We start from the raw sequence: 23,394 nt of genomic DNA on the forward strand, positions 1-23,394 counted from the left end.
GTCCGGCCTTACGGCTTCGTGGCCAGCGGCGTCGCCGGCGCGGCGCTCGATTTATAGGCGGCTTCGACCAGCGCCATGGTGTGCCAGGCGTCCTCGACGGAGCTGACGAGTTCCGCGTCCTCGCCGGACGCGAAGCGCTGGACATTGGCCATGCGGCCGACAAAGGCATCGGGGAACCATTCGCCGACGAGCGGGACGGTGACCCACTCCGATCCGCCCTTGGGATGGATTTCCAGGATGTCCGGCTCGCCGCGCGGATAGTCGAGGTTGAGGCCGAGCTTGACATAGGCCGCGCCCTCGGTGCCGCAGATGCGGAACTCGCAGGCCTGGTGCCGTCGGCCGAATTTGTGATCGTGGTTGATCGACAGCCCGCAGCGCACCGTGTCACCATAGTCGAGGATGGCGCTGGTGCGGGTCTGCGCGACCTTGTGGTTGGGATGGCCGAGCGTCTTGGCATGCACGCCCAGCGGATTGCCGAGAAGCTGGCGGATCAGGTCGAGATAATGGATCGAATGCATGGCGATCTCGACGCGCGGCGCCTTGAGCAGGAATTCCCAGAGCTGCCAAGGCGTGTCGAGCGCCAGAAGCGCGTCGAAGTCGACGACCTCGCCCAGCCATCCACGGGCGATGGCGTCCTTGAGCGCCAGCATCATCGGCGCGAAGCGGAGCTGGAAGTTGACCGCGGCCTTCAGTTGCTTGGCGCGGCAGATTTCAAGGATTTCCGTCGCCTCGCCGAGATAATTGCCCATCGGCTTCTGGATCAGCGCCACCGCGCCGTCGGGCAGCGCCTTCAGCACCTCGGCGTGCCGGCCCGGCGGGGTCGCGAGATCGAAGATCGCGTCCTTAACCGCCGCTGCCTCCTCGACCGAACGAAACGCCGTCACACCCCATTTGTCGGCGAGCTTCTGCGCCTTCGCCTGGTCCGGATCGTAGAGGCCGGAAATAGGGAAGCCGCCCTTGCGGTAGGCCGGAAAATGCGCGTCGCCGACGATCGAACCGGCGCCGAAGGTGACGATCGGACGCGGCTTAGAAGGCTTCGGCCAGGACTGCGTCAGCGATGCCGGATCGAAGGCATCAGTCATGATGGAAGACCTCGTCCATCGTCGCCCACCACTCGCCCTCCTTGCGGGTTTCCAGCGGCTCCTGGCAGGGCATGCAGACCGCCCACCATTCCTGCGTCTTCGGGTCGGCCGCCATCTTGGCCATGTCGGCGGCGTAGTCGGTGCCGTGATATTCGAAATAGGAGAACAGCAGGTTCTCCGGCCGCTTCAGGTAGATCGAGTAGTTCTTGATGTTGCAGGCCGAGATCATGGTCAGCACGTCGGGCCAGACGGCGGCATGGAGCCGGACATATTCCTCGACCTTCTCGGGTTTCAATCCGAGCACCATGCCCATACGCTGCATATCCGCCTCCCTATTTCACGATCGCCGTGGTGAATTCGGCGATGCTTCTAGCCTTGACCGCGTCCCAGTCCCAGTCGATGCCGATGCCCGGCTCGCCGGGCGCCAGCGCATGGCCATCCTCGATGCGCATCTTGGCGCCCGTCAACTCATCGAGCTGCGGAATATATTCGACATATTTGCCGTTCTGGATGGCGCAGACCAGGCTGACATGCAACTCCATCAGGAAATGCGGGCAGACCGGCATGTCGAAGGCCTCCGCCGCATGGGCCACTTTCAGCCATGGCGTGATTCCGCCGATACGGCCGACATCGACCTGCATGATGTTGGCGCCGCCTTTCTGCATGTACTCGCGAAAATGCCTGATCGAATAGAGCGACTCGCCGACGGCGATCGGCGTCGCGGTCGAATTCGACAGCCGCACATGGCCGTCTATGTCGTCGGCCGGCAGCGGCTCCTCGATCCAGGCGAGGTCGAGATCGCGCAGCCGCTCGGCGCGTCGGATCGCTTCGTCGACGGAAAAACCCTGGTTGCAGTCGGTCATGATCTCGTAGCCTTCGCCGACCGCCTTGCGCACCGCCGACAGCCGCGAAAAGTCCTCCGAGCCATGCGGCTTGCCGATCTTGACCTTCGAGCCGGTAAAGCCCTTGGCCTTCGCCTCCAGCGCGTCGTCGACCAAAGCCTGCGTCTCGATATGCAGCCAGCCGCCTTCCGTGGTGTAGAGCGGGCAGCGGTCCTTGGCGCCGCCGGCGAGCTTCCAGAGCGGCAAGCTCTGCTTCCTGGCGCGCAGATCCCAAAGTGCTGTGTCGATCGCGGCCAGCGCAATGGCGGTGATGGCGCCGATGGTGGTGGCGTGGGTGGTGAATTCGAGATCGTGCCAGATCGCCTCGATCTGGTCGGCGTCGCGGCCGATCAGGCGCGGCGCGAGATGGCCGGCGAGAAGCCGCATCACCGACGAGCCGCCGGTGCCGATCGTGTAGCTGTAGCCGGTGCCGGTCGCGCCGTCGGAATCGGTGATGGTGACGATCGGCGTCTCCTGGCTGACGAAACTCTGGATGGCGTCCGTGCGCTTCACCTTCGGCACGAGGTCGACCATGCGCAGTTCGATCTTCTCGATTTTCGCCATGCTCAGCTCCTCAGCGACTTGCCGGTTTCGGCGGAAAACAGATGCGCGCGGCTCAGGTCGAAGCTCATGCCGATCCTGTCGCCGGCTTTCAGCGGCCTGGGGTTGAGCATGCGCGAGATCCAGTCGGCGCCGTTGAACTCGGCGAAGACCAGTGTTTCGTTGCCGAGCGGCTCGGTGATGCTGACCGGCAGATCCACGCGGTGGACTTCGGTTTCGCCGCCCGAGCTCAGGCCGTGGCCGGTGGGATAGAAATCATCCGGGCGGATGCCGAACACGACCTTGTCGCCGGCCGCTGTCTTCGATTTGAACTGGCCGGGCAAAGGCAGGCTATCGCCGCCGCTGAATACCAGCCTGCCGTCGCTGACGGTCGCCTCGTGCAAATTCATCGGCGGCGAGCCGATGAAGCCGGCGACGAAACGGGTGGCGGGACGGCTGAACACCTCGTCCGGCGTGCCGACCTGCTCGATATGGCCGGAGCGCATGATGACGATGCGGTCGGCAAGCGTCATCGCCTCGACCTGGTCGTGGGTGACATAGATCACCGTCGAATTCACCTTGGCGTGCAGCTTCTTGATCTCGGTACGCATCTGCGTCCTGAGCTTGGCGTCGAGATTGGAGAGCGGCTCGTCGAACAGGAACACATCCGGATCGCGCACGATGGCGCGGCCCATGGCGACGCGCTGACGCTGGCCGCCGGAAAGCTGCGAAGGCCGGCGCTCCAGCAGGTCGTCGAGGCCGAGAATGGCGGAGGCTTCCGCCACCCGTCGGTCCATGTCGTCCTTGGCGGCGCCCGCGATCTTCAGCGAGAAGCCGAGATTCTCGCGCACCGTCATATGCGGATAGAGCGCGTAGGACTGGAACACCATCGAGATGTTGCGCGAGCGCGGCGGCAAGTCGTTGACCACGCGGCCGCCGATGTCGATGTTGCCACCGCTGATATCCTCGAGGCCGGCGATCATGCGCAAGGTCGTCGACTTGCCGCAACCCGACGGGCCGACCAGCGCGATGAACTCGCGGTCGGCGATGTCGAGATCGATACCGTGCACGATCTCCATATTGCCATAACGCTTGGTGAGCTTTTTCAGCGAAACCGTTGCCATGAAGTTCAACCTTTCACCGCGCCGGAGGTTAGGCCGCCGACGAGGTGTTTCTGGACGATGTAGGTGAGGGTCAGCGCCGGGATGATCATCACCACGGCCAGCGCGCACATGCCGCGCCAGTCGATGGTGAACTCGGCCGTGTAGTCGAGCAGCCCGACGGGCAGCGTCTTGGAGTTGACCGAACGGGTCAGCTGCGAGGCCAGCGCGAACTCGTTCCAGCAGGTGAGGAAGGCGAAGATCGCGGCCGAGGCGATGCCGGGACGCGCCAGCGGAAACTCGACCTGCCAGAAGGCCTGCCAGCGCGTGCAGCCGTCGATCTGGGCTGCTTCGGCGAGGTCCTTCGGCACCTGGCGGAAAAAGCCGTCGATGAGCCAGATGGTGAAGGGGATGTTCAGCGCCACATAAGCGAGGATCATGCCGAAATGCGTGTCGATGATGCCGAGCCGCGCATAGACGAAGAAGAGCGGCAGCGACATGGCGATGCCGGGCACGGTACGGGTCAGCATCAGGCCGAGGAACATGCCCGACTTGCCACGGAAGCGATAGCGCGCGAAGGCATAGCCGCCGGCCATGCCGATGGCGACCGCGATCACCGTCGAGGTGACCGAGATGATCAGCGAGTTGCGGAAATAGTCGAGTACCGGAATGCCGCCTTTGCCGATGCCGCTGAACATGGCGACATAGGCGTCGAAGGATAGCTCTTGCGGGATCCAGACCGGCGGCTTGGCCATGATCTCGACAGTGGGCCTCAGCGACGACAGCACGATCCAGATGCCCGGCAGGCAGATCAAGAGCATGGCCAGGAAGAGGCCGACACGATGCGCGACGGTCAGCGCGCGGCGTGCGAGGCGGGCGGAAGCGTTCTCGTCCATCGTCACCACTCCGCGCCGATCTGCGCGCGCGCCGCGGCGAGCTTGTTGTAGAAATACACCGTGAAGGCGATCGACAGCAGGATCGAGAAATAGGCCATGGCGTTGGCCAGCCCCATGCGCGCATCGCTGTAGGCGGTGCGCCCGACCAGCGTCCACAACAGCTCGGTGCGGCCGGCCGGACCGCCATCGGTCATGATCTTGACGATGTCATAGGCGCGCGCGACATCGAGCGAGCGGATCGTCATGGCGATATAGGCGAAGGGCATGACGAAGGGCCAGGTCACATAGCGGAAGGTCTGCCAGGGCGTGCAGCCATCGACGCGCGCCGCCTCGATCGGCTCCTTGGGCATGGCGAGCAGGCCGGCCAGGATCAGGATGGCGAAGATCGAGGTCGACGACCAGACTTCCGCTATGGTGATGGCGGTGAAGGCGAGGTGGCTTTCGATCAGCCACGGGATGGCGTCTTGGGTGATCCCCAGCGACTGCAGCGCGTTGTTCACCAGGCCGATATTGTCGTTGAACATGAATTTGAACTGGAAGCCGACCAGGATCGGCGAGAACATCATCGGGAACATCATCAGCGTGCGCAGGATGCGCTGGCCGCGCGTCGCCTTCTCGACCAGCATGGCCAGGCCGAGGCCGAGCAGCATTTCGAGATTGAGCGCGATGGTGAGCAAGAGAACGGTGCGACCGAAGGCCCACCAGAAGTCCGGATTGCTCAGGATCAAGATGTAGTTCCGGAAGCCGATCAGCACGAAGAAAGTCTCGGGCCGGGTCAGGCGGAAGGGCGTGAAGCTGGAATAGAGCGACAGAAGCAGCGGCACGAGCACCACCGCCGCCAGCACGACGAAGGCCGGCAGCAGCAGGAGAATCGGCGCGGATGGCTTGAAGCCCTTCATTGGGACCCTGTCAGCGAGGTGAAATGATCCAGCCGCGGCCGAAACCGAGGACGGCACATTTTGCGAGGCTACGCAGCCGCCTCCCCGGTCGCAGGGAGGCGGCTGCGGGATGCGGCTGCCTAGAGCTTGCCCGCGTCCTGGAGGATTTGCGTTGCCTTGGCAGCAGCGTCGTCGAGCGCCTGCTTCGACGTCTTGTCGCCGAGGATGGCGGCCTGCAGCTCGGGATAGACGGCGTTGGATATCTCGATCCATTCCGGCGTCTGCGGCACGGGGAAGGCGTTCTTGGCGGCCTCCTGGAAGGCCTGCAGCACTTCGGTCTTGTACGGATCGGACTTCGCCTGCTCGAGATCCCATTCCCAAACCTTGGTTCGGGTGGGCAGCGGGCCGGCCGCGGCTTCCAGCTTCTGGCTGTCCTCATTGGTCAGCCACCAGACCAGCGAGGCGGCGGCTTCCTTGTTGGCGCAGTTCTCGGTCACCGAGAAGCCATGCGCGCCGGACCAGCCTGAACGCTTGCCGGACGAGCCCTTGGGCTGGACCTTGACGCCGACATTGCCGGCGACCTTGGACGACTTGGGGTCGTTGAAGAAACCGGCCCAGCCCGGCCAGTCGAGGTTGATCGCCACGGTGCCGGAAGCAAAGCCCTGTCCAAGATCGTCCCACAGATAGTTGGTGGTGCCGGCCGGCACGGCCTTGGCCTTGTAGAGGTTGACGAACCAGTCGAGCGCCTTGACGCCGGCCTCGGAGTTGAAGGCGGGCTTGCCGTCCTTGTCGAGATATTCGCCGCCATCGGCGATCACCATCTCGTAGAAGCGGCCGTTGATCGCCTCTTCCTTGCCGGCATATTGCGTGCCGTAGAAGTCAGGCGGGCTGGCGAAGAATTCGGCCTGCTGCGCCATCTCGTCGAACGTGTCCGGCGGAGCGAGCTCCTCGCCATATTTGTCCTTGTAGGCCTTCTTCTTGGCTTCGTCCTGATAGAGGCTCTTCTGGTAGTAGAGCGCCGAGACGTCGAACTGGGCGCGCGGCAGCATCACCAGCTTGCCGTCCAGCGTTCCGGCGGCGATGTTGGCCGGCACGAAGGCGTCGATCTCTTCCTTCGGCAGCAGCTTGGCGAGATCGGTGTAGATGCCCGGATATTGCGGCGCGAACGAGGTGTGGTTGGAGCCGACGCACCAGGTGATCGAGTTGGAGGCAATGTCCGACTTGATCTCCTTGTCGAGGTCGAAGTGGTTCTTCTTCGACAGGATGTTGACCTTGGCGCCGGTCAGCTTCTCCCATTCGGGAATGCGCTCGTAGAGCTTCTCGTATTGCTGGCCGCCGATCAGCTTCGCGTCGATCGTCACGCCCGGAAATTTGCCGGGCAGATCGGCTGAAAATGCCGTGCTGCTCAGCAGCAAGCCGGCCAGGCCGGCGGAAAGGCCTAGAAGCAGTCTCGTCATGTTCTCTCCTCCCACAGCTCACGGCGACGGCCGGCCGGATGCGCAGCCGATCGCTTAAGCTTCATTCATATGCAAATAGCATTTTCATTGCCGGGTCAAGACGAATGTGCTTTCAGCGGAACTAACTTCATGCATATATGCAGATCGAAATTCACTGGAGGGGCAGGTGGCAGAGGAAGAAGACGGGGACCGCTACCGCGCGCCGGCGCTGGACAAAGGGCTGGACATTCTCGAGCTGCTGGCGAGCGTGGACGGCGGGCTGACCCAGGCGGAGATCGCCAAGCGGCTCGACCGCAGCCCGAACGAGTTCTACCGCATGCTCGACCGCCTGGTGCGGCGCGGCTATGTCACCAAGATCGACGGCGACCGCTATTCGCTGACGCTCAAGCTTTTCGGGCTGGCGCAATTGCACGCGCCGGTGCGGCGGCTGGTGTCCTACGCGACGCCGATCATGCGCGATCTCGCCGAAACCTCATGGCAGGCCAATCAATTGGTGGTGTTCGACCGCGGCGCCGCCGTGGTCATCGCGCAGCAGGAAGCGCCGCGCTACTGGGGCATCTCGATCCGGGTTGGCTCGCATATCAGCCTGTTCGACACCGGTTCCGGCCATGTGCTGCTTGCCTTCCGCTCGCCGGAGGAGCGCAAGATGATGATCGCCGAGCATCTGCAGAGCACCGAACAACTCAATTTGACGCCGGAGTTCTTCGCCCGCCTCGACCAGGTGCGCGACCGCGGCTACGAGATGATGGCATCGCTGCAGACCGCCGGCGTCTACAATCTTTCGACGCCGGTGCTCGGACCCGACGGCAGGGCCATCGCGGCGCTGACCATCCCCTACATCACGCTCGTCAACGCCCCTGCGGCGCCGGATATCACGCTGACGATTCGGCATTTGCAGGACGCCGCCGCACGGCTGTCGCAGCTCGCAGGGTCGGATGTGCCGCAATCGTCTTAATTTCTTATTTGAATAATGGATTTTTAGGCGGGATATTGTCTGGCATAAAGGGAGGAGACGCCGCCATGATCATCGACACGCATCTGCACCTCATCGACCAGGCTGCGTTGCGCTACCCGTGGCTGGCCGGCGTGCCGGCGCTGAACCGCGATTTCTCCTATCAGGAATACGCCACCGACGCGTTGCGTTCCGGCATCGAGGCCGTGCTGCATATGGAGGTCGATGTCGACCCTGCCGACATCGGCGCCGAGACCGCTTACGTGAAGTCGCTCGCCGGTCAAGCCGGGAGCCTGCTTCGCGGAGCGATCGCCGCCTGCCGGCCGGAGGAGGCCGGTTTCGAGGCCTATCTGGAAACAGTCAAGGCCGAGCCGTTCGTCAAGGGCTTCCGCCGCGTGCTGCATGTCGTGCCCGACGATGTCTCGGAAGGAGCGCTGTTTCGCCAGAACATCAAGCGGCTGGCCGGCACCGGCCTGACCTTCGACCTGGTGGTGCTGCCGCATCAGGTCCCGAAGGCGATGGCGCTTGCCGATCTCGCGCCCGACGTCCAGTTCGTGCTCGACCATTGCGGCGTGCCCGACATCAAGGGCAATGCCGAGCATCCGTGGCGCGAGCATATGGAAGCGATCGCCAAACGGCCCAACGTGGTCGGAAAGATCTCCGGCGTCGTCGCCTATGCCGATCCGGCCACCTGGACGGTCGAGACGCTCAAGCCTTATGTCGAGCACACGATAAGTTCGTTCGGCTGGGATCGGGTGATCTGGGGCAGCGACTGGCCGGTCTGCACGCTGGGCGGCGGGCTGACCACCTGGATCGCCGCCACGCATGCGCTGCTCGTCGGCACAAGCGAGTCGGAGCGGACGCGGCTGCTTTCGGGCAATGCGCGCCGGCTGTGGCGGCTTGGATAGTCGCTCTCCTTGTTTTGATGCAATTCCGGACGGAAAACCGCTTCACACTTTTCCTGGAATTGCACCTAGATCGTCGTGCTTACATGGCGCTCGCGACCGTAGAGCGAGACCAGCAATAGAATGACCAGGCCAAGCGCGGCCTGCACCGTCGACGGCCTGAAGCCCAGGCCGATCAGCAGCGTGTTGATTTCGGTCAGCACCAGCACGCCGGCGATGGTGCCGAGATAGCTGCCGCGCCCGCCGACAAGCGCTGCGCCGCCGACCACGACGGCAGCGATCGTCTGGAAAAGATAGGGTTGGCCGACATCGCCATAGGCCGAGCCGGTGAAGCCGAGCAAAAGCACGCCGGCGACAGCCGCGAAGAAGGCGCTCGCGGCATAGGTGACGATCCACATGCGCAGCGGATCGATCAGCGCCAACGGGGCTGCTTCGGGGTTGCTGCCGACTGCATAGAGGCGGCGCCCATAGGGCGTGCGGGCGAGCACCAGCACGATCAGCGCCGTCAGCACGACGAGGCTGGGCACCAGCAGGGGCACCGGCAAGGGCCCGACCGAGCCGCCGATCGAGACGAAGCTGGACACAGCTTCAGGCGCCGAGCCGGAGGGGAAGCCGCCGGTCCACAACAGAACGGCGCCCTGGACGATCATGCCGATGCCCAGCGTGACGATGAGCGGATGGATGCTCAGCCCGCGCGAGATCAGCCCGTTCAGCGCGCCGATCGCTATCGCAAGGATGCCGACGAGACCGCAGACCAGGGCGAAGTTCCAGCCATGGCCGTAAAGCTGCGCCGCGACGACATTGGCAAAGCCGATGACGAAGGGAATCGACAGATCGATGCCGCCGAGGATGACGACCAGCGTCTGGCCGATCGAGGCGACCGCGAGCAGCGAGGCGATGACCAGCAGCGCGCGGATGGCGAAAGGGGCCGAATAGCCCGGGATCAGCAGCGTGCCGGCGATCTGCAGCAGCAGCGCCATCGCGAACGCGCCGGCGATGCGGGCATTGGTGGACTGGAACCAGTTGCGTGTCATCCCGGTCAGCCTTTCCGCCGCGACAGCCGTTCCTGCACCGCCGTCAGCACCACGGCGACAACGAGGATCAGGCCATAGGCGATCTGCAGCACATAGGTTGAAACGTTGAAGGTGGTGAGCAGGCTCTGCAGGAGGAAGATGTCGATGGCGCCGATCGCGGCGCCGCCGAGACCGCCGCGCCCGCCGGCGAGGCTGACGCCGCCGAGCGCCACGGCGGCGATCGCGATCAGCGTGTAGGTAGGGCCGATATTGGGGTCGGCCGAACCGATCAGCGAGGTCAGCATCAGCCCGGCGGCGGCGGCAAAGAGCCCGGTCAGGACATAGGCAACGAGCCGCACCTTCGTCACCGGCACGCCGGCCGTGTAGGCGGCGCGGTCGTCGCTGCCAACGGCCATCAGCAGGTCGTAATAGGGCGTGCGGCGCACAAGCAGCCAGCACAGGGCGATCAGCGCCAGCGGCACGATCGAGAGCGGCCCGGCCATGGCCTTCAGCCAGTCCGGCGCCGGACCGATCGGCGCCGGCAGGATGGTGAGCGTGACGCCGGTGAGGATCAGATAGGTGCCGAGCGTCGCCACGATCGGCTGGATGCGAACGATCGTCGCAAGCACGCCGTTCGCGGCGCCAACTGTCGCCCCGACCAACAGCGCTGCGGGAACGACGATCCATGGCGAAGAGATGCCGAGGTTGAGGAACAGGATCTGGATGACCAGGGCGTTGACGAAGCCCATCAGCGGGCCGACGGAAATGTCGATGCCGCCGCGCCCTGCCAGGATGACCGGCGCGGAGGCGACGGCCGCGCCGATCAGGGGAGCGGCCAGCCCGAGCAGCGTGCCCCAGGACGACGGCTGAAAGCGCGCCGGATTGAGCGCGACGTTGAGCAGGAGGAGGACGACCAGCATCACCACCGCAAAGCCGACGCCATGCAATTTGCGAAAGACCGGGCTCATGCGGCGCGTCCGAACATGGCGGCGATCACCGCGTCGGTGGTCATCTCCGCGCCGGAGAACTCGGCCGATACGCGCTGCTCGCGGAACACCAGCACGCGGTGGCACAGAAGCAGTATCTCCTCGATCTCGCTGGACAGGATCACCAAGGCCATGCCCTCGGCGGCAAGGCCGCGGAAGACGTCGTAGAGCACGTGCCGGGTGGCCACATCGACGCCGCGCGTCGGATCGTTGAGCAGAAGGAAGTTCGGCTCCAGCGCAAGGGCGCGGGCGAGCAGGACCTTCTGCTGGTTGCCGCCGGACAGCGTGGTGATCGCCGCATGGGGACGTGGCGTCACGATGCTAAGCCTTTGCCTGTACGTCTCGTAGCGACGGCGACGCGCCGCGAAGCTCAAGAGGCCGAAGCGGCGGTCGTTCGAAACCGTGGAGATGGCGAAATTATCGAGCACCGACTGGGTCGGGAAAATGCCGGTCGAGCGGCGGTCTCGCGGCAGATAGGCGATGCCGGCGGCGACGGACTTGCGGAAGCTGGTGATTGACCCGGCCTTGCCGTCGACGGCGATCTCGCCCGCGACCGGTCGATCAAGCCCGGCCAGCGCGCGCAGGAAACGTTCCTGGCCATGGCCGTCGAGGCCGGCAAGACCGACGATTTCGCCCGGCGCGATGGTCTGGCTGATCGGATCGACACCGGGCGCAATGACCAGCCCCCGCACGTGAAGCGCCTTCGCCTCAGCCATGCGCCAGCTCCGCTGCCGTTTGCGGCGCCATCGCCGCCAGAAGCTCGGCCGGAGTGGATACACCGCGCTCCTCGGTCTTCACGACACGGCCGGCGCGCAGGATCGATATGCGGTCGGACAAAGCCATCACCTCGTCCATGCGGTGCGTGATGAACAGGATCAGCGTGCCCGCCCCAGCCATCGCGCGCATCAGCGAAAAGACCGACTCGCGGTCGGCGAAGTCGAGCGCCGCCGTCACCTCGTCGAGGATCAGGACACGCGGGTTGCGGATGACCGCGCGGGCGAGCACGATAAGCTGCCTTGCGGCAAGCGGCAGCTCGCCGCATGGCCGGTCGAGATCGATCGGCGTCACCGCGAAGCGGCCGAGCGCGGCCTGCGCCCGGGCGCGCCGCTCGCCGCGCGGCACGCCTCGTCGCCATAGGCCGTCGAGACCGAGAAGGATGTTGTCGGTCACCGAACGTTCAGGCGCGACCAGCACCTCCTGGAACACGGTGGCGAAGCCGGCAGCCTGGAAGGCGGCGGGCTGCGTGCCGGAAAACGGTCTACCGTCGAGCAGGATCGCGCCGCCATCCGGCTGCACGATGCCGGACAAGAGCTTCACCAGCGTACTCTTGCCCGAGCCGTTCTCGCCCAGGATCGTATGGATCGTGCCGGGACGGAAGGCGATCGATGCCTCGGCCAGCGCGACGGTTTCGCCGTAGCGTTTGGAGACGCCTTGGACTTCGAGCATTTTTCTTCCCGAGAATAGTGAAGCCGGTCCCTCAAGAAGAACCGGCTTCGCAAGACATCACTTGGCGCAGGCGTCCGGCACCTTGGAATAATCCCAGCCCTTGGTCGGGGCGGGATTGCTGAAATAGGCGTCGAGCACGTTTTCGGGCATCGGGTCGGTCGGCGGCACCGGGAAGACCGACACGGCATCCGGCGTCATGCAGTCCTTGTACCATTTGTCGAGCTCGGCGGCGTGCACCGGCGGGATCGGGATCAGCAGCGTGTTGAGCTTCGGCTTCTGGCCGTCGAGCATGCGCTCGCCGACTCGGAACAAAGTCTGCGCCGTCCAGCCCGGCAGCACGGCATGGCCCTCGAAGCGATACTTGTCCGGATTGGCCTTCCAGTAGCCGAGCGCGTCGCCGGTGATCGAGCCGGTGATCAGCGGCGCCGGGCGGCCGGCCTCGGCGAAGGCCTCGGCGACGACACGGCTTTCGCTGCCGGTCGTCCACACCGCGTCGATCGGCGCCGGATTGGTGGCGATCGCCTGCAGCACCACCGTCTTGGTGACGTTGGCCGTCCAATTGCCGTTGACGGTGCGCGCAACCTTGAGGCCCTTGTTCTCGGCAAGCGCCTTGTCGGCGCCCTGCTTTTCCTGGACCACGATCGGATGTCCGGCGATGCCTTCGACGACCAGCACGCTGGCATCGGGCTTCGCCTTGCCGATCGCCGTCATCATGTCATAGCCCCAGCGGGCATAGTTGGAATCGACATTGATGGCGTTGGGGCTGGTGATCGAACCCGCCGCCGTGATGAAGGGGATGCCCGCCTTGGCCGCCGCATCGACCGCGTCGTCGAGCGCCGTCGCCGAGCCCGGGATCGAGGTGATGATCGAGCATTTCTTGTCGATGAAGGCACGGATCTGGTTGATCTGCTGGCTTGGATCGTTGTTCGAATCCGAGACCTCGAAGCTCGACACCGTGCCGTCGGCGATGAGGCCGTCGACCAGCCGCTTCAGCTCCTTGGTGACCGAGACGCGCCACGGATTGCCCTGGTAGCTTTCCGAATGGCACCACTTCCAGGGCTTCGCCGGCGGCGCGAAATTATCCCAGGCCGAGGGCAGCACTTTCTGCGGCGCGCCGTCATATTGCGCCTTGAGGTCGGCGGGCAGGCCGTCGATCACCGACTTCACGTCGGCGGCGTGGGCGGCGAACGGTATCGAGACTATGGCGGTTGCGGCGAGCAGGCCGCGTATCAGGCTGGTCATTATTTTCCTCCCTTGGTGCAGTGAAACTAGCCGGCGGCGGCCGGCGCGAAACTCTCCCGGAAAAGGCGATTGATGTCGGCGACGACGCGGCGGGCGTCCTGTCTGCCGGCAAGGCCCTCATTGATGCGGTCGGATGCCTGCTGCTGGAACGCCATGTAGCCGTCATGGCGGGGGCGGACCCAGGCGCCTTCGAGCGTCGCGCGCGTGGCGCGATAGAAATTGCCGGTCGCGGCGTTGACGGCGTCGTCTTCCCAAGCCGCGGCATGGCCGGGCTGGCCGCCGGCGGCGGCGTAAGGGCCGCGCTGCACGTCGCCGCTGGCGATCCAATAGGCAAAGTCGATCGCCGCCTCGCGCGCGGCGGAGAAGGCGGAGACGGCAATGCCTGTGCCGCCGAGCGCCGAGCCGACCGGCCCGTTGCCGCCAACGACCGGCATGTCGGCAAAGGCGAGGCGATGCGGCCGGAAACCCACCACCGCATAGGGAACATAGCCATAGATCAGCGGCGCGCAGGCGATGCGCGAGCCGGGCTCGGCCATTTTCTCGAAAACCGCGATCGGGTCCATCGTCAGGCATGCGGGATCGACGAGCGCCGCGATCTCGCTCAGCATCTCAAAGGCGGTTTCGCCGGTTTCGCCATCGACGAGGTCAACCGAGCCGTCGACCGTGCAGGGCCGGCCGAGTTCGGCGGCCAAAGTGTAGAAGCACATCAGCGAATGCGGCGGCCTGAGCGGCAGGAGCACGCGGCCCTGCTCGGCAAGCGCCAGCACTTCGGTCCAGATCACCGGCGCGGCTTCGATCCGATCGGGCCGCCAGGCCTGAACCTGCGTCGCCGCATCGATCGGGAATGCCCATTGCCGCCCTTGCCAGGTGTAGCTCGGGTAGGATTTGCCGACGCTTCCCCTCGCGAGCGCCTCGCGCTCCGCCTCGTGTCCCGGCACATCGAGCGGCGCCAGGCATTTCTCGGCGGTGATCTGGCCGACATGCGGATGGTCGATGACGATCAGATCATAGGCCCGCGCCAGCTCTTCCACCGGAAAGGACTCGAAATCCTGCAGCGAGCGTTTCTCCCATTCGATCGAGACGCCGGTCTTTTCCTGCCACAGCGCCGAGCACGCCACCATCGGGTCGTAGCCGCGCGGATGGCTCCAAGTCATGCCTTTCAACCGGATCACAGGCCGAACTCCGCGCGGATCTTGTCGCTGTGCTCGCCGATGCGCGGCGCGGCCCTATCCACTCTGGCGCGGGCGCCATCGACGCGCAGCGGCGAACGCGTGGTGAGGATCGAGACATTGTCCTCGCGCGTCACGGTCTGCAGCATGTCGAGCGCCTTGAAGCCGTCGTTTTCCATCAGCTCCGGCCAGGTCAGCACCTTGGCGCACCAGATGTCGGCGGGCTCGAGAACGGCCAGCCACTCGTCGGTGGTTTTTTCGGCGATGCGTCTGGCGATGATGGCCTTGATCTCGTCGCGGGCGGTGAACCAGGTCGCCGGCTTGTCACGGAACGGGTCGAGCTCGGGCAATTCGAGCAGATCGGCAATCTTGGGGATCGGCGTCATGGCGATCGCCAGGTAACCGTCCTTGGCCGGATAGACGCCGTAAGGCGCCGAGAGATAGGCGTGGGCGCTGCGAAAGGACGAGCGCTTCGGCAGGCGGCGGCCGTCATTGAGATGCGTGGTCAGCACCTCGAACTGGAAATCGACCAGCGCCTCGAGCAGGCTGGTCTCGACATGGCCGCCCTCACCCGTGATGCCGCGCCGCACCAGTTTGGCGAGGATGCCTTGCGCGCAGGCGGCGCCCGCCAGCATGTCGGCGATCGCCAGGCCGAACGGCACCGGCCCCTGCTCCTCGTCACCGTTCAGCCACATCACGCCGGAGCGCGCCTGTGCGAGCAGATCCTGCCCTGGGCGCTTCACCCAGGGGCCGTCCTCGCCATAGCCGCTGATCGACGCGTAGACGAGCCGCGGGTTGATCGTGCTGGCATGCTCGTAATCGAGGCCGAGCCGCTCGATGACGCCCGGCCGAAAATTCTGGATCAGCACGTCGGCCTTGGCGATCAGGCCGCGCAGCGCGGCGAGGTCGGCCTCATTCTTGAGGTCGATGGCCAGGCTCTCCTTGCCGCGGTTGATGGCATGGAAGATGGTGGAATCGCCGCCGATCTCGGTATCGCTGAGATAGAGCCGGCGCGAGAGATCCCCGCCATCCGGCCGCTCGATCTTGATGACGCGCGCGCCGAGGTCGAGCAGGCGCAGCGAACAGTAAGGCCCCGACAGGAACTGGCTCATGTCGACGACCACGAGGCCGGTGAGCGGAAGTTCTTTGTCAGCGGCCACGGTTCACTTCTCGGTCTTGCCGACGAAATCGGCCGGGTTCTTGTATTTCACCGTCTGCAGATGCTCACAGTAGAGCACGAGCTCTCCTTCACCCTTGAAGACTTCATAGCTGGCGCGGATCAGGCCCATGTCGTGATAGCGCGGCTTTTTGTCGAGGTTGGTGCGGATCGAATAAATGGTGTCGCCGATGAAGACCGGCTTGATGAAGCGGAGCTTGTCATAGCCATAGGAAAAGGCGTTGACGCAGTTGGTGGCGACGAGGCCGAGTCCGGCCGAAAAGACGAAGGCGCCGGCCACCAGCCGCTTGCCGAAAATGCCTTCCCGCTCGGCGAACATCTGGTCCTGGACATAGGGGTGGATATCCAGCACCAGCGCATTGAACATATGGCTTTCGCCCTCGGCGATGGTGCGGCGGAGCGAGCGGATTTTGTGGCCGGGCTGCCAGTCTTCGTAGAACCAATTTTCCGAATTCCAGACGGGGATGTCGGCATGCGCCTCAGGCATGTCGGCCGGATGCGTCGAGGCGACGCCGACGGTCGGCGAGAACGCGCTCATGCCGTGCTCCGGGAGCTTTCGGCGCGGCCCGCAAGGCGGTTCCGGGCACGATGCCGGATGGCGAGACGCATGATCGCTTTCCTCCCGTCAATTTTCTTTTGTGAATAATATTTTCACATATGGGATTGCCTTGCAAGCGACGATCGGCGAAATTTTTGCAAAGCCGGCACAGGCGGAGGAGCCGCCGGCAGGTTCTCGTCGCAAAACCGCAAGACACTTTTGCGGAACCTGCTTAGGGAGGAAGATCGATGCAAAGCGCCTGTCTTGTTTTCGTCGGCAGCCTCAACCGCGAGGCGCCCTATTTCCAGGGCGCGCGCGGCATCGGCCTCGGCGTCTACGCCTTCGACGAGGCAACACTTGCCATCCAAAAACTTGCCGAGACCAATGAGGTCGACAATCCGACCTTCCTGTCGGTGACGCCGGACGGGACGCTGCTCTATGCCAATTCGGAAGTCTTCGCCTGGCGCGAGGGAACGGTCACAGCCTATCGCTTCGACCGCGCCACCAACTCGCTCGCCTATCTCAACAAGCAGCCATCGCTCGGCAGCATCACCGCCCACAACGCGATCACCCGCGACGGCAGCAAGCTTCTGGTCGCGAATTACGGCATGGGCAGCGGCGGCCCCGACAAGGCGGTCGCGGTGTTCGGCTTTACGGCCGATGGCGGCCTGACGGCGCCGCTGGCGAGCGTCGCGCATTCCGGCACCGGCCCCAATGCAGAGCGGCAGGAGCGCTCGCATGCGCACAGCGTCACCGAGACCATCCAGGGCGGCGTGGCCATCGTCGCCGATCTCGGCATCGACCAATTGGTCTCCTACCGGATCGAGCCGGACGGTGCGCTGGTGAAGCTCGCGTCCGCGGCGCTCGCGCCCGGCGCCGGGCCGCGCCATGTCGCGCTGCATCCGAACGGCCGCTTCGTCTTCGTCATGAACGAGCTGGACTCGACGGTCGTGTCGTTGGCGCTTGAGCCGTCTTCCGGCAAACTCGAGTTGATCGACACCAAGCCGGCGGTTCCTGAAGAGGCTCGCGCGCGCAATCACTGCGCCGACATCCAGATCTCGCCCGACGGGCGCTTCCTCTACGGCTCCAACCGCGGCCATGACAGCGTCGCTATCTTCGCCGTCGACCAGCAGACAGGAAAGCTCCAAACGGTAGACTTCACGTCCTGCGGCGGCGCGACTCCGCGCAACCTGGCGCTGACGCCGTCGGGGCGACACCTGTTTTCGGCCAACCAGAATGCCGACCGCATCTCGATCTTCGCCCGCGACGAACAAAGCGGCCGGCTGACCGACACCGGGCAGGCCATCGAGATTGGAACGCCGATGTGCGTGCGGATCACGCGCGACCCGGCTCAATTCTAGAGCGTTTCACCGTTTCACGGAAACGGCGAACCGCTCTATCTCCTTGTTTTTACGCAATTCCGGACGGAAAACCGTTCACACTTTTCCTGGAATTGCTCTAACGGCTGCCGTTGCCTACTGGCCGACTCGGGCGAACGTGCCGGCATAGGTCTGGCCGGCAAGCGTGTAGGTGACGTTGAGTGTTCCCGGCGACGGCATCGTGGCGGTGATGTCGGCGCCGTTCGGCAGGCGCCCGAGCTTCAATGTGCTGCCGGAAATCCTGCCGGAACCGTCCGCAACGCCCGGCTTGTTGTCGGCCAGATCGCCCCATGCATAGCTCACCGTCACCTGTCCGCCCGAGGATACGGTCAGCACCGCGAGCTTGCCGTCATACATGCCGTTGAGCTGCCCCGCCCAGATGCCGGAGAAGGCGGCGTATCTCGCCGGAACGCCCTTGGCGGGCGGAACGACCGCGACCGTCTGATCCAGCACCGCCGAATTCGGCAAGGCCGGAGCAGCGGCCGGAGCGGGTTGCGGGTCAATAACAGGTTGCGAACCAGCAACGGGCTGTGTGTCTGGGGTCGACTGGCAAGCGGCAAGCGCGGCCACAACGCCCAGCATCGGCAAGAGGCTGCTTGATCGCGCAAGCAGTCCGGATCGAACCCGTCCCTGCGCCAGTTTCCCACCCAAAACCGGAATTCTCATAAGCATCCCTCTGACAGGAAGCCACTTAGCCTAGTTGCCGTCGCCGGCATAGGGGTTTCCTCGGGCACCTTCCTTGTACCCGAGCCAAACAATCGGGCGAGCAGGTCATCGCGGGGACGCCGTGGCCCAGCGGGAAATTCATCCCTGGAATGTCAAAGCCAGTTCAAATGTCAGGGCCAGTTCAAATGTCAGGGCCATTTCAAGCAAACGCGCCCACGAGGCGCACACTCCATCTATTGAGCCGGCGCGCCGCCGGGGATCAGCAGAAAGCCCTGTTCGCCAGTCGAATACCACAACCCCAGATACAGCAGCGCCAACAATATTGCGACCATCACCGCAATCCGGACCAGCACGCGCATGACGTTGTTACCTGTTGCGCCGACACCTTCCCGATTCAATATACCAAAATGCGGCCGGAAAAGTCTTCGAGACCTGCGATTCCGCGTCAACGGCCCTTCTGCCGACCTGCCAATTCTTTTCGCCGGATACGATCTGCGTCGCTTCCGTCCGGGCAGCTTTTCAAGGGGCGATAGCTCCACTTGCGAGCATTCATCGAGCGCCGCCGGCGGGGCGCGATGCCTGGAACTCCCGCCGACGCCCCGCGTTCCCAGGAAACCAGCGGCGATTGCGCTCCACCGATCCGAGCAAAGATCGTTTGTCGATTTCCTTCGAGAAGAACGCGGCAGAGCAGGGAGTTCCAGCCATGGCTTTCACGCTTGAGAGTCCAGCCTTTGAAACCGGGCAGACCATTCCTGAGCCCTATGTCCGCAACGGAGGCAACTTGTCTCCTCCCTTGCAATGGAAGGACGCGCCGGCCGGGACCAGAAGCTTCCTGCTTGTCGTCGAGGATCCCGACGCGCCGCGCGGCATGTTTCGCCATTGGGCAGTCTATGACATCGCCGCCGGGCGGGATCGCCTGCCCGAAGGCACTGCCGGGCCGGAGAGTTTCCGCCAAGGCGTGAACGACTTCGGCAACGCCCATTATGACGGTCCCCAGCCGCCAAAAGGGCATGGCGTCCATCACTATCACTTCCGCCTTTCAGCACTCGACGTGGAGACGCTGCAATCCAGCGGAGAAACGCCAATCGCCGACCTTCTGGCCCATGCGAGACCGCACATGATCGCCACCGCCGACCTTGTCGGCACCTATGAAAGCCGCTGACGCTCGATCCGAAGCGGCCGGTCGGCGTTCGATCGTGCCCCGTTCGAACAAGGAGAAAAACGATGCCGGACAAGAAAACCATCGAAAAGGCGCGCAAGGACAAGCGCGAAGGCAAATCGGCAAGCACGCAGGCCGGTGAATTCGTTCACGCGGAAATCGACAAAGTCCGCCAAGGCAAGCACGGCGCCCGCTCCACCAAGCAGGCGATCGCCATCGGCCTTTCGGAAGCGCGCCGCGCGGGCGTCGACCTGCCGCCGCCCAAGAAAGGCGACGTGAAGGAGACCACGCGCAAGAGCGCCAAATATGCCTACGAGGCAGGCCAGGGCGAACGCAAGCCGAAGCGCCAGCCGAAGGTCTCGCAGGCGGTGTCGAAGGTGCTCGAGGGCGAGCCGAAAAGCACCGCCTCCCACAAGGCCCTGTCGCGGCAGGCCAAGAGCGCCGCATCCGGCCGCACGGCCGCAGAGCGGTCGGCTGCGGCCAGGAAAGCCGCGCAGACCAAAGGCGCCGCCGGACGATCAGCGGCGGCGCGCAAGGCAGCCAGAACCCGCGCCGAGCGTGGTTAGTCGCAGTTGCGTCCAGGCCCCTACCGGCTCGGACGCCGCGCAGACAAGAGTGAACAGGGGTGACGATTTCTGCCGCTAAAAATCTGCTCAGGAAAGACTGTTTGGTGGAGCCAATCGGAATCGAACCGACGACCTCTTGAATGCCATTCAAGCGCTCTCCCAACTGAGCTATGGCCCCACTCCCGGCAGTCAGCCGGCGCCGTTTCCGGCGAAGAGATCCGGCGCAGTCGGGAACCGCGCCGTCGTTTAGTGCTGGCGGCTTCTAGCGCCGCCTTCGGTCAAGATCAAGCCTCGAAAGACCGCTTTTTCGTCACAGGCGAAAATCGCCGGCAAACAATCGCGCCGAGGTCTAAAATCAGACCTCGTCCTCGTCATCGCCGACGCCGATCATGTCCGCGACGTCGTCATCCTCTTCCTCTTCGTCGGCCAGGAAGGTGTCGTCGTCATCATCGCCGAGATCGACATCGTCCTCGTCATCGCCGAGATCGGGAAGATCGTCGCCGCCGCCCTTGGCCTCGTCATCGGCTTCCTCGAGCGACACGACTTCAGCGCCCTCTTCCTCTTCGCCGTCCAGTTCCTTGTCGGCGACTTCCTCATCTTCCTCGATGGCGGAAATCTTGCCTTCGTCGAAATAGGAGCGCGGATAGCTCTTGCCGGTATAAGGCGAGACGATCGGGTCCTTGTTCAGATCGTAGAATTTCCGACCCGTTTCAGGGTCGACACGCTTGGTGCCAAGTTCAGCTTTTGCCACGTCAGGCCTCGTCAAAAAAAGAATGGTCCCCTTAACCGCAGTTTTCCGTGCTGTCAAAGCCAAAAGACTTGCACTCGAAACCCGCTTTCCAAAGTCTTGCGCCAAGGGGATGACCATTGCCGCGTGCCGTGATACGAGACCGCCGCATCATGACGAACCGGGCCGGCCAGCCGGCCTTTCATTTGGAAGACAAAATGTCTCATTCCGCCGCCGCTAAAGCAGCCACGGCCCGCAAATCCCCTGCCCTTGCCGGCACCGCGCGTGTGCCGGGCGACAAGTCGATCTCGCACCGCTCCTTCATGTTCGGCGGCCTTGCCTCGGGCGAGACGCGCATCACCGGCCTGCTCGAAGGCGAGGATGTGATGCGCACGGGCGCGGCCATGAAGGCGATGGGCGCGCATATCGAGAAGAACGGCGCCGAATGGGTGATCCGCGGCACCGGCAACGGCGCGCTGCTGCAGCCGGAAGGCCCGCTCGATTTCGGCAATGCCGGCACCGGCTCGCGGCTCACCATGGGCCTCGTCGGCACCTATGACATGGAGACCACCTTCATCGGCGACGCCTCGCTGTCGGGCCGGCCGATGGGCCGCGTGCTCGACCCGTTGCGCCAGATGGGCGTGCAGGTGCTGAAGGCGGCGCCGGGCGACCGCATGCCGATCACCCTGCGCGGCCCGAAGCACGCCGCGCCGATCACCTATCGCGTGCCGATGGCGTCGGCCCAGGTGAAGTCGGCGGTGCTGCTTGCCGGCCTCAACACGCCGGGCATCACCACGGTGATCGAGCCGGTGATGACCCGAGACCATACCGAGAAGATGCTCAAAGGCTTTGGCGCCAACCTGACCGTGGAGACCGACGAGCGCGGCGTACGCCACATCTTCATCGAGGGCCAGGGCAAGCTCAGCGGACAGACGATCGCCGTACCCGGCGACCCATCCTCGGCCGGCTTCCCGCTGGTGGCGGCGCTCATCGTGCCGGGCTCGGATATCGTGATCGAGAACGTGCTGATGAACCCGACGCGTACCGGCCTGCTTCTCACATTGCAGGAAATGGGCGGCCGGATCGATATCCTCAACCCGCGCAATGCCGGCGGCGAGGACGTGGCGGACCTGCGGGTGCGTTCCTCCGAGCTCAAGGGCGTCGTGGTGCCGCCGGAGCGCGCGCCGTCGATGATCGACGAGTACCCGGTGCTGGCCGTCGCGGCGAGCTTTGCCGAGGGCGAGACGCTGATGCAGGGACTGGAGGAATTGCGCGTCAAGGAATCCGACCGGCTGTCGGCGGTCGCCAACGGGCTCAAGCTCAATGGCGTCGACTGCACCGAGGGCGAGGCCTCGCTCGCCGTGCGCGGCAGACCGGGCGGCAAGGGGCTGGGCGCTCATCCGAACGGCCAGGACACAGCCGTGAAGACGCATCTCGACCACCGCATCGCGATGAGTTTCCTGATCATGGGGCTGGCGACGGAAAAGCCGGTGACCATCGACGACGCGAACATGATCGCGACGAGCTTTCCGGAATTCATGGGACTGATGAAGGGGCTTGGTGCGGAGATCGAGTGAGATACGTTCACGTTCATTGGCAACATGACACCCCGGAGGAGCCGTCCCACCTCTGGTATGAGATCGCCGATGACAATTTTCAAAACCGGACCATAGAGTTCTACGCCGATGGCTCCGTGGGTTTTGCTATTCGCGGCGCCGCCTTTGACGGGTCGGAGGATACCGAGGTTGGCGGGACCAGAAACTCGACAGAGGGCTTTCCCGATCTCGCAGAGATCAATTCGGACAGCCAATTCAAGGCCTCGGAAGTTGCAGCGGCGGACTTCGAGCGCCGGTGGGGTGAGGCACTTGCATCGAGGTTTAGAATGACGACAGGCCTCACCATAGCAATCGACGGCCCCGCCGGCGCGGGCAAGGGCACGCTCGCCCGCCGGCTCGCCGACCACTATCGCCTCAACCTGCTCGACACCGGCCTGACCTATCGCGCCGTCGCCCATAAGCTGCTCGAGCTCGGCCTGCCGCTCGACAATGTCTCGGCGGCGGAAACCGCGGCGCGGCAGGTGGACCTCTCAAACCTCGACCGTACCGTGCTTTCGGCGCATGCGGTGGGCGAAGCGGCCTCCAAGGTCGCGGTCATTCCCACGGTGCGGCGCATCCTGGTCGAGAAGCAGCGGGCCTTCGCCAAGGCGCCGCCGGGCGCGGTGCTCGACGGGCGCGACATTGGCACGGTCGTGTGCCCCGACGCCGACATCAAGCTCTATGTGACGGCGAGTGCCGAGGTGCGGGCGAGGCGCCGGCTGGCCGAGATCGAGAGCATGGGCGGCAGCGCCGATTTCGCCACCATCCTCGCCGACATCGAGCGCCGCGACGAGCGCGACATGGGCCGCGCGGACTCGCCGCTCAAGCCGGCGGCGGACGCGCACTTGCTTGACACCAGCGAAATGGCTATAGAAGCCGCGTTTCTGGCGGCGATGGCGATCGTTGACGAGGCCCTTGCCAAGAGAAACAAGGCCTGATGGGGCTTTTTCGGTTGCCTTGAGCGGCGAAAATACCCATATCGGGCACGAACCAGCCTGCCAGCATTCTTCATGCGCCGGACTTGCCGCTCGAAAAGCGGC

At 64.6% G+C, this 23,394-nt stretch carries 25 protein-coding genes, 1 tRNA gene and 1 pseudogene; 8 read left to right on the forward strand and 19 right to left on the reverse strand.

Annotated elements, in window-relative coordinates; genetic code table 11:
* Nucleotides 1-8: 8 nt before the first annotated feature.
* The 7 genes from E5X34_RS10915 to E5X34_RS10945 form a co-directional block, all read right to left on the reverse strand.
* Complete coding sequence (locus E5X34_RS10915) at nucleotides 9-1,082, reverse strand: Gfo/Idh/MocA family oxidoreductase (RefSeq protein WP_292564028.1); 1,074 nt, start codon at nucleotides 1,080-1,082, stop codon at nucleotides 9-11.
* Complete coding sequence (locus tag E5X34_RS10920) at nucleotides 1,075-1,404, reverse strand: L-rhamnose mutarotase (protein WP_292564030.1); 330 nt, start codon at nucleotides 1,402-1,404, stop codon at nucleotides 1,075-1,077. The genes E5X34_RS10915 and E5X34_RS10920 overlap by 8 nt, the downstream gene beginning before the upstream one ends.
* A 10-nt stretch (nucleotides 1,405-1,414) precedes the next feature.
* Nucleotides 1,415-2,527, reverse strand: coding sequence for a mandelate racemase/muconate lactonizing enzyme family protein (locus E5X34_RS10925; protein WP_292564033.1), 1,113 nt, complete (start codon nucleotides 2,525-2,527; stop codon nucleotides 1,415-1,417).
* Between the two features lie 2 nt (nucleotides 2,528-2,529).
* On the reverse strand, nucleotides 2,530-3,627 hold the full coding sequence (gene ugpC, locus E5X34_RS10930) for a sn-glycerol-3-phosphate ABC transporter ATP-binding protein UgpC (protein ID WP_292564036.1): 1,098 nt from the start codon (nucleotides 3,625-3,627) through the stop codon (nucleotides 2,530-2,532).
* A 5-nt stretch (nucleotides 3,628-3,632) separates the two neighbouring features.
* On the reverse strand, nucleotides 3,633-4,499 hold the full coding sequence (locus tag E5X34_RS10935) for a carbohydrate ABC transporter permease (RefSeq protein ID WP_292564038.1): 867 nt from the start codon (nucleotides 4,497-4,499) through the stop codon (nucleotides 3,633-3,635).
* A 2-nt stretch (nucleotides 4,500-4,501) separates the two neighbouring features.
* Nucleotides 4,502-5,398: a sugar ABC transporter permease gene (locus E5X34_RS10940; protein ID WP_292564041.1), complete on the reverse strand. Its 897-nt coding sequence runs from the start codon at nucleotides 5,396-5,398 to the stop codon at nucleotides 4,502-4,504.
* Between the two features lie 119 nt (nucleotides 5,399-5,517).
* The gene (locus tag E5X34_RS10945) at nucleotides 5,518-6,834 is read right to left on the reverse strand and encodes an extracellular solute-binding protein (protein WP_292564044.1); all 1,317 of its coding nucleotides are present in this window, start codon (nucleotides 6,832-6,834) and stop codon (nucleotides 5,518-5,520) included.
* Between the two features lie 166 nt (nucleotides 6,835-7,000).
* Here E5X34_RS10945 and E5X34_RS10950 point away from each other — a divergent pair, with 166 nt between their 5' ends.
* The gene (locus E5X34_RS10950; RefSeq protein WP_292564046.1) at nucleotides 7,001-7,789 is read left to right on the forward strand and encodes an IclR family transcriptional regulator; all 789 of its coding nucleotides are present in this window, start codon (nucleotides 7,001-7,003) and stop codon (nucleotides 7,787-7,789) included.
* 65 nt (nucleotides 7,790-7,854) lie between these two features.
* Entirely contained in the window at nucleotides 7,855-8,694 is an 840-nt protein-coding gene (locus tag E5X34_RS10955) for an amidohydrolase (protein ID WP_292564050.1), read from the forward strand.
* Nucleotides 8,695-8,759: 65 nt separating this feature from the next.
* Here E5X34_RS10955 and E5X34_RS10960 read toward each other — a convergent pair whose 3' ends face one another.
* From E5X34_RS10960 to E5X34_RS10995, 8 genes are read right to left on the reverse strand one after another with little or no spacing between them, the layout of a single operon-like run.
* Complete coding sequence (locus E5X34_RS10960) at nucleotides 8,760-9,725, reverse strand: ABC transporter permease (RefSeq protein WP_292564053.1); 966 nt, start codon at nucleotides 9,723-9,725, stop codon at nucleotides 8,760-8,762.
* Nucleotides 9,726-9,730: 5 nt separating this feature from the next.
* A complete protein-coding gene (locus E5X34_RS10965) occupies nucleotides 9,731-10,672 on the reverse strand; it encodes an ABC transporter permease (RefSeq protein ID WP_292564056.1) in 942 nt (313 codons plus the stop codon).
* Nucleotides 10,669-11,406: an ATP-binding cassette domain-containing protein gene (locus E5X34_RS10970; protein WP_292564059.1), complete on the reverse strand. Its 738-nt coding sequence runs from the start codon at nucleotides 11,404-11,406 to the stop codon at nucleotides 10,669-10,671. Before E5X34_RS10970 ends, E5X34_RS10965 begins: the two co-directional genes overlap by 4 nt.
* Complete coding sequence (locus tag E5X34_RS10975; protein ID WP_292564062.1) at nucleotides 11,399-12,136, reverse strand: ATP-binding cassette domain-containing protein; 738 nt, start codon at nucleotides 12,134-12,136, stop codon at nucleotides 11,399-11,401. Before E5X34_RS10975 ends, E5X34_RS10970 begins: the two co-directional genes overlap by 8 nt.
* Before the next feature lie 57 nt (nucleotides 12,137-12,193).
* Nucleotides 12,194-13,378, reverse strand: coding sequence for a substrate-binding domain-containing protein (locus E5X34_RS10980; protein ID WP_292564064.1), 1,185 nt, complete (start codon nucleotides 13,376-13,378; stop codon nucleotides 12,194-12,196).
* A gap of 26 nt (nucleotides 13,379-13,404) precedes the next feature.
* Nucleotides 13,405-14,532 carry an extracellular solute-binding protein gene (locus E5X34_RS10985; protein WP_292564182.1) on the reverse strand — a complete coding sequence of 376 codons (1,128 nt, stop codon included), beginning with the start codon at nucleotides 14,530-14,532 and terminating at the stop codon, nucleotides 13,405-13,407.
* Between the two features lie 14 nt (nucleotides 14,533-14,546).
* Nucleotides 14,547-15,707: a CaiB/BaiF CoA-transferase family protein gene (locus E5X34_RS10990; protein ID WP_292564067.1), complete on the reverse strand. Its 1,161-nt coding sequence runs from the start codon at nucleotides 15,705-15,707 to the stop codon at nucleotides 14,547-14,549.
* 3 nt (nucleotides 15,708-15,710) lie between these two features.
* Complete coding sequence (locus E5X34_RS10995) at nucleotides 15,711-16,262, reverse strand: MaoC family dehydratase (RefSeq protein ID WP_292564070.1); 552 nt, start codon at nucleotides 16,260-16,262, stop codon at nucleotides 15,711-15,713.
* 248 nt (nucleotides 16,263-16,510) lie between these two features.
* On the opposite strand from E5X34_RS10995, the gene E5X34_RS11000 reads away from it, so the two are divergent.
* A complete protein-coding gene (locus E5X34_RS11000) occupies nucleotides 16,511-17,623 on the forward strand; it encodes a lactonase family protein (protein ID WP_292564073.1) in 1,113 nt (370 codons plus the stop codon).
* A 114-nt stretch (nucleotides 17,624-17,737) separates the two neighbouring features.
* Here the strand turns inward: E5X34_RS11000 and E5X34_RS11005 are convergent, their stop codons facing one another.
* Both E5X34_RS11005 and E5X34_RS11010 read right to left on the reverse strand, forming a co-directional pair.
* Complete coding sequence (locus E5X34_RS11005) at nucleotides 17,738-18,094, reverse strand: hypothetical protein (RefSeq protein ID WP_292564076.1); 357 nt, start codon at nucleotides 18,092-18,094, stop codon at nucleotides 17,738-17,740.
* A gap of 446 nt (nucleotides 18,095-18,540) precedes the next feature.
* Nucleotides 18,541-18,666 carry a hypothetical protein gene (locus tag E5X34_RS11010; RefSeq protein ID WP_292564078.1) on the reverse strand — a complete coding sequence of 42 codons (126 nt, stop codon included), beginning with the start codon at nucleotides 18,664-18,666 and terminating at the stop codon, nucleotides 18,541-18,543.
* A 266-nt stretch (nucleotides 18,667-18,932) separates the two neighbouring features.
* Here E5X34_RS11010 and E5X34_RS11015 point away from each other — a divergent pair, with 266 nt between their 5' ends.
* Together E5X34_RS11015 and E5X34_RS11020 are read left to right on the forward strand one after the other, a co-directional pair.
* Entirely contained in the window at nucleotides 18,933-19,469 is a 537-nt protein-coding gene (locus E5X34_RS11015) for a YbhB/YbcL family Raf kinase inhibitor-like protein (RefSeq protein ID WP_366664878.1), read from the forward strand.
* 62 nt (nucleotides 19,470-19,531) lie between these two features.
* Nucleotides 19,532-20,032, forward strand: a complete 501-nt coding sequence (locus tag E5X34_RS11020; RefSeq protein WP_292564081.1) for a DUF6496 domain-containing protein — start codon at nucleotides 19,532-19,534, stop codon at nucleotides 20,030-20,032.
* 102 nt (nucleotides 20,033-20,134) lie between these two features.
* Here E5X34_RS11020 and E5X34_RS11025 read toward each other — a convergent pair.
* Nucleotides 20,135-20,210, reverse strand: a tRNA-Ala gene (locus E5X34_RS11025).
* Nucleotides 20,211-20,387: 177 nt separating this feature from the next.
* Complete coding sequence (locus tag E5X34_RS11030) at nucleotides 20,388-20,783, reverse strand: TIGR02300 family protein (RefSeq protein ID WP_292564083.1); 396 nt, start codon at nucleotides 20,781-20,783, stop codon at nucleotides 20,388-20,390.
* A gap of 194 nt (nucleotides 20,784-20,977) precedes the next feature.
* Between E5X34_RS11030 and aroA the strand changes: the two genes are divergently transcribed.
* From aroA to cmk, 3 genes and pseudogenes are all read left to right on the forward strand, one after another.
* Entirely contained in the window at nucleotides 20,978-22,336 is a 1,359-nt protein-coding gene (gene aroA, locus E5X34_RS11035) for a 3-phosphoshikimate 1-carboxyvinyltransferase (protein WP_292564086.1), read from the forward strand.
* Nucleotides 22,333-22,611: pseudogene (locus E5X34_RS32895) on the forward strand (hypothetical protein); the annotation flags it as partial. The gene aroA and the pseudogene E5X34_RS32895, both read left to right, overlap by 4 nt.
* Nucleotides 22,612-22,641: 30 nt before the next feature.
* Nucleotides 22,642-23,292: a (d)CMP kinase gene (cmk, locus tag E5X34_RS11040; RefSeq protein WP_292564089.1), complete on the forward strand. Its 651-nt coding sequence runs from the start codon at nucleotides 22,642-22,644 to the stop codon at nucleotides 23,290-23,292.
* Nucleotides 23,293-23,394: the final 102 nt, after the last annotated feature.

The organism is Mesorhizobium sp. (assembly GCF_004963255.1).
Lineage (GTDB): Bacteria > Pseudomonadota > Alphaproteobacteria > Rhizobiales > Rhizobiaceae > Mesorhizobium.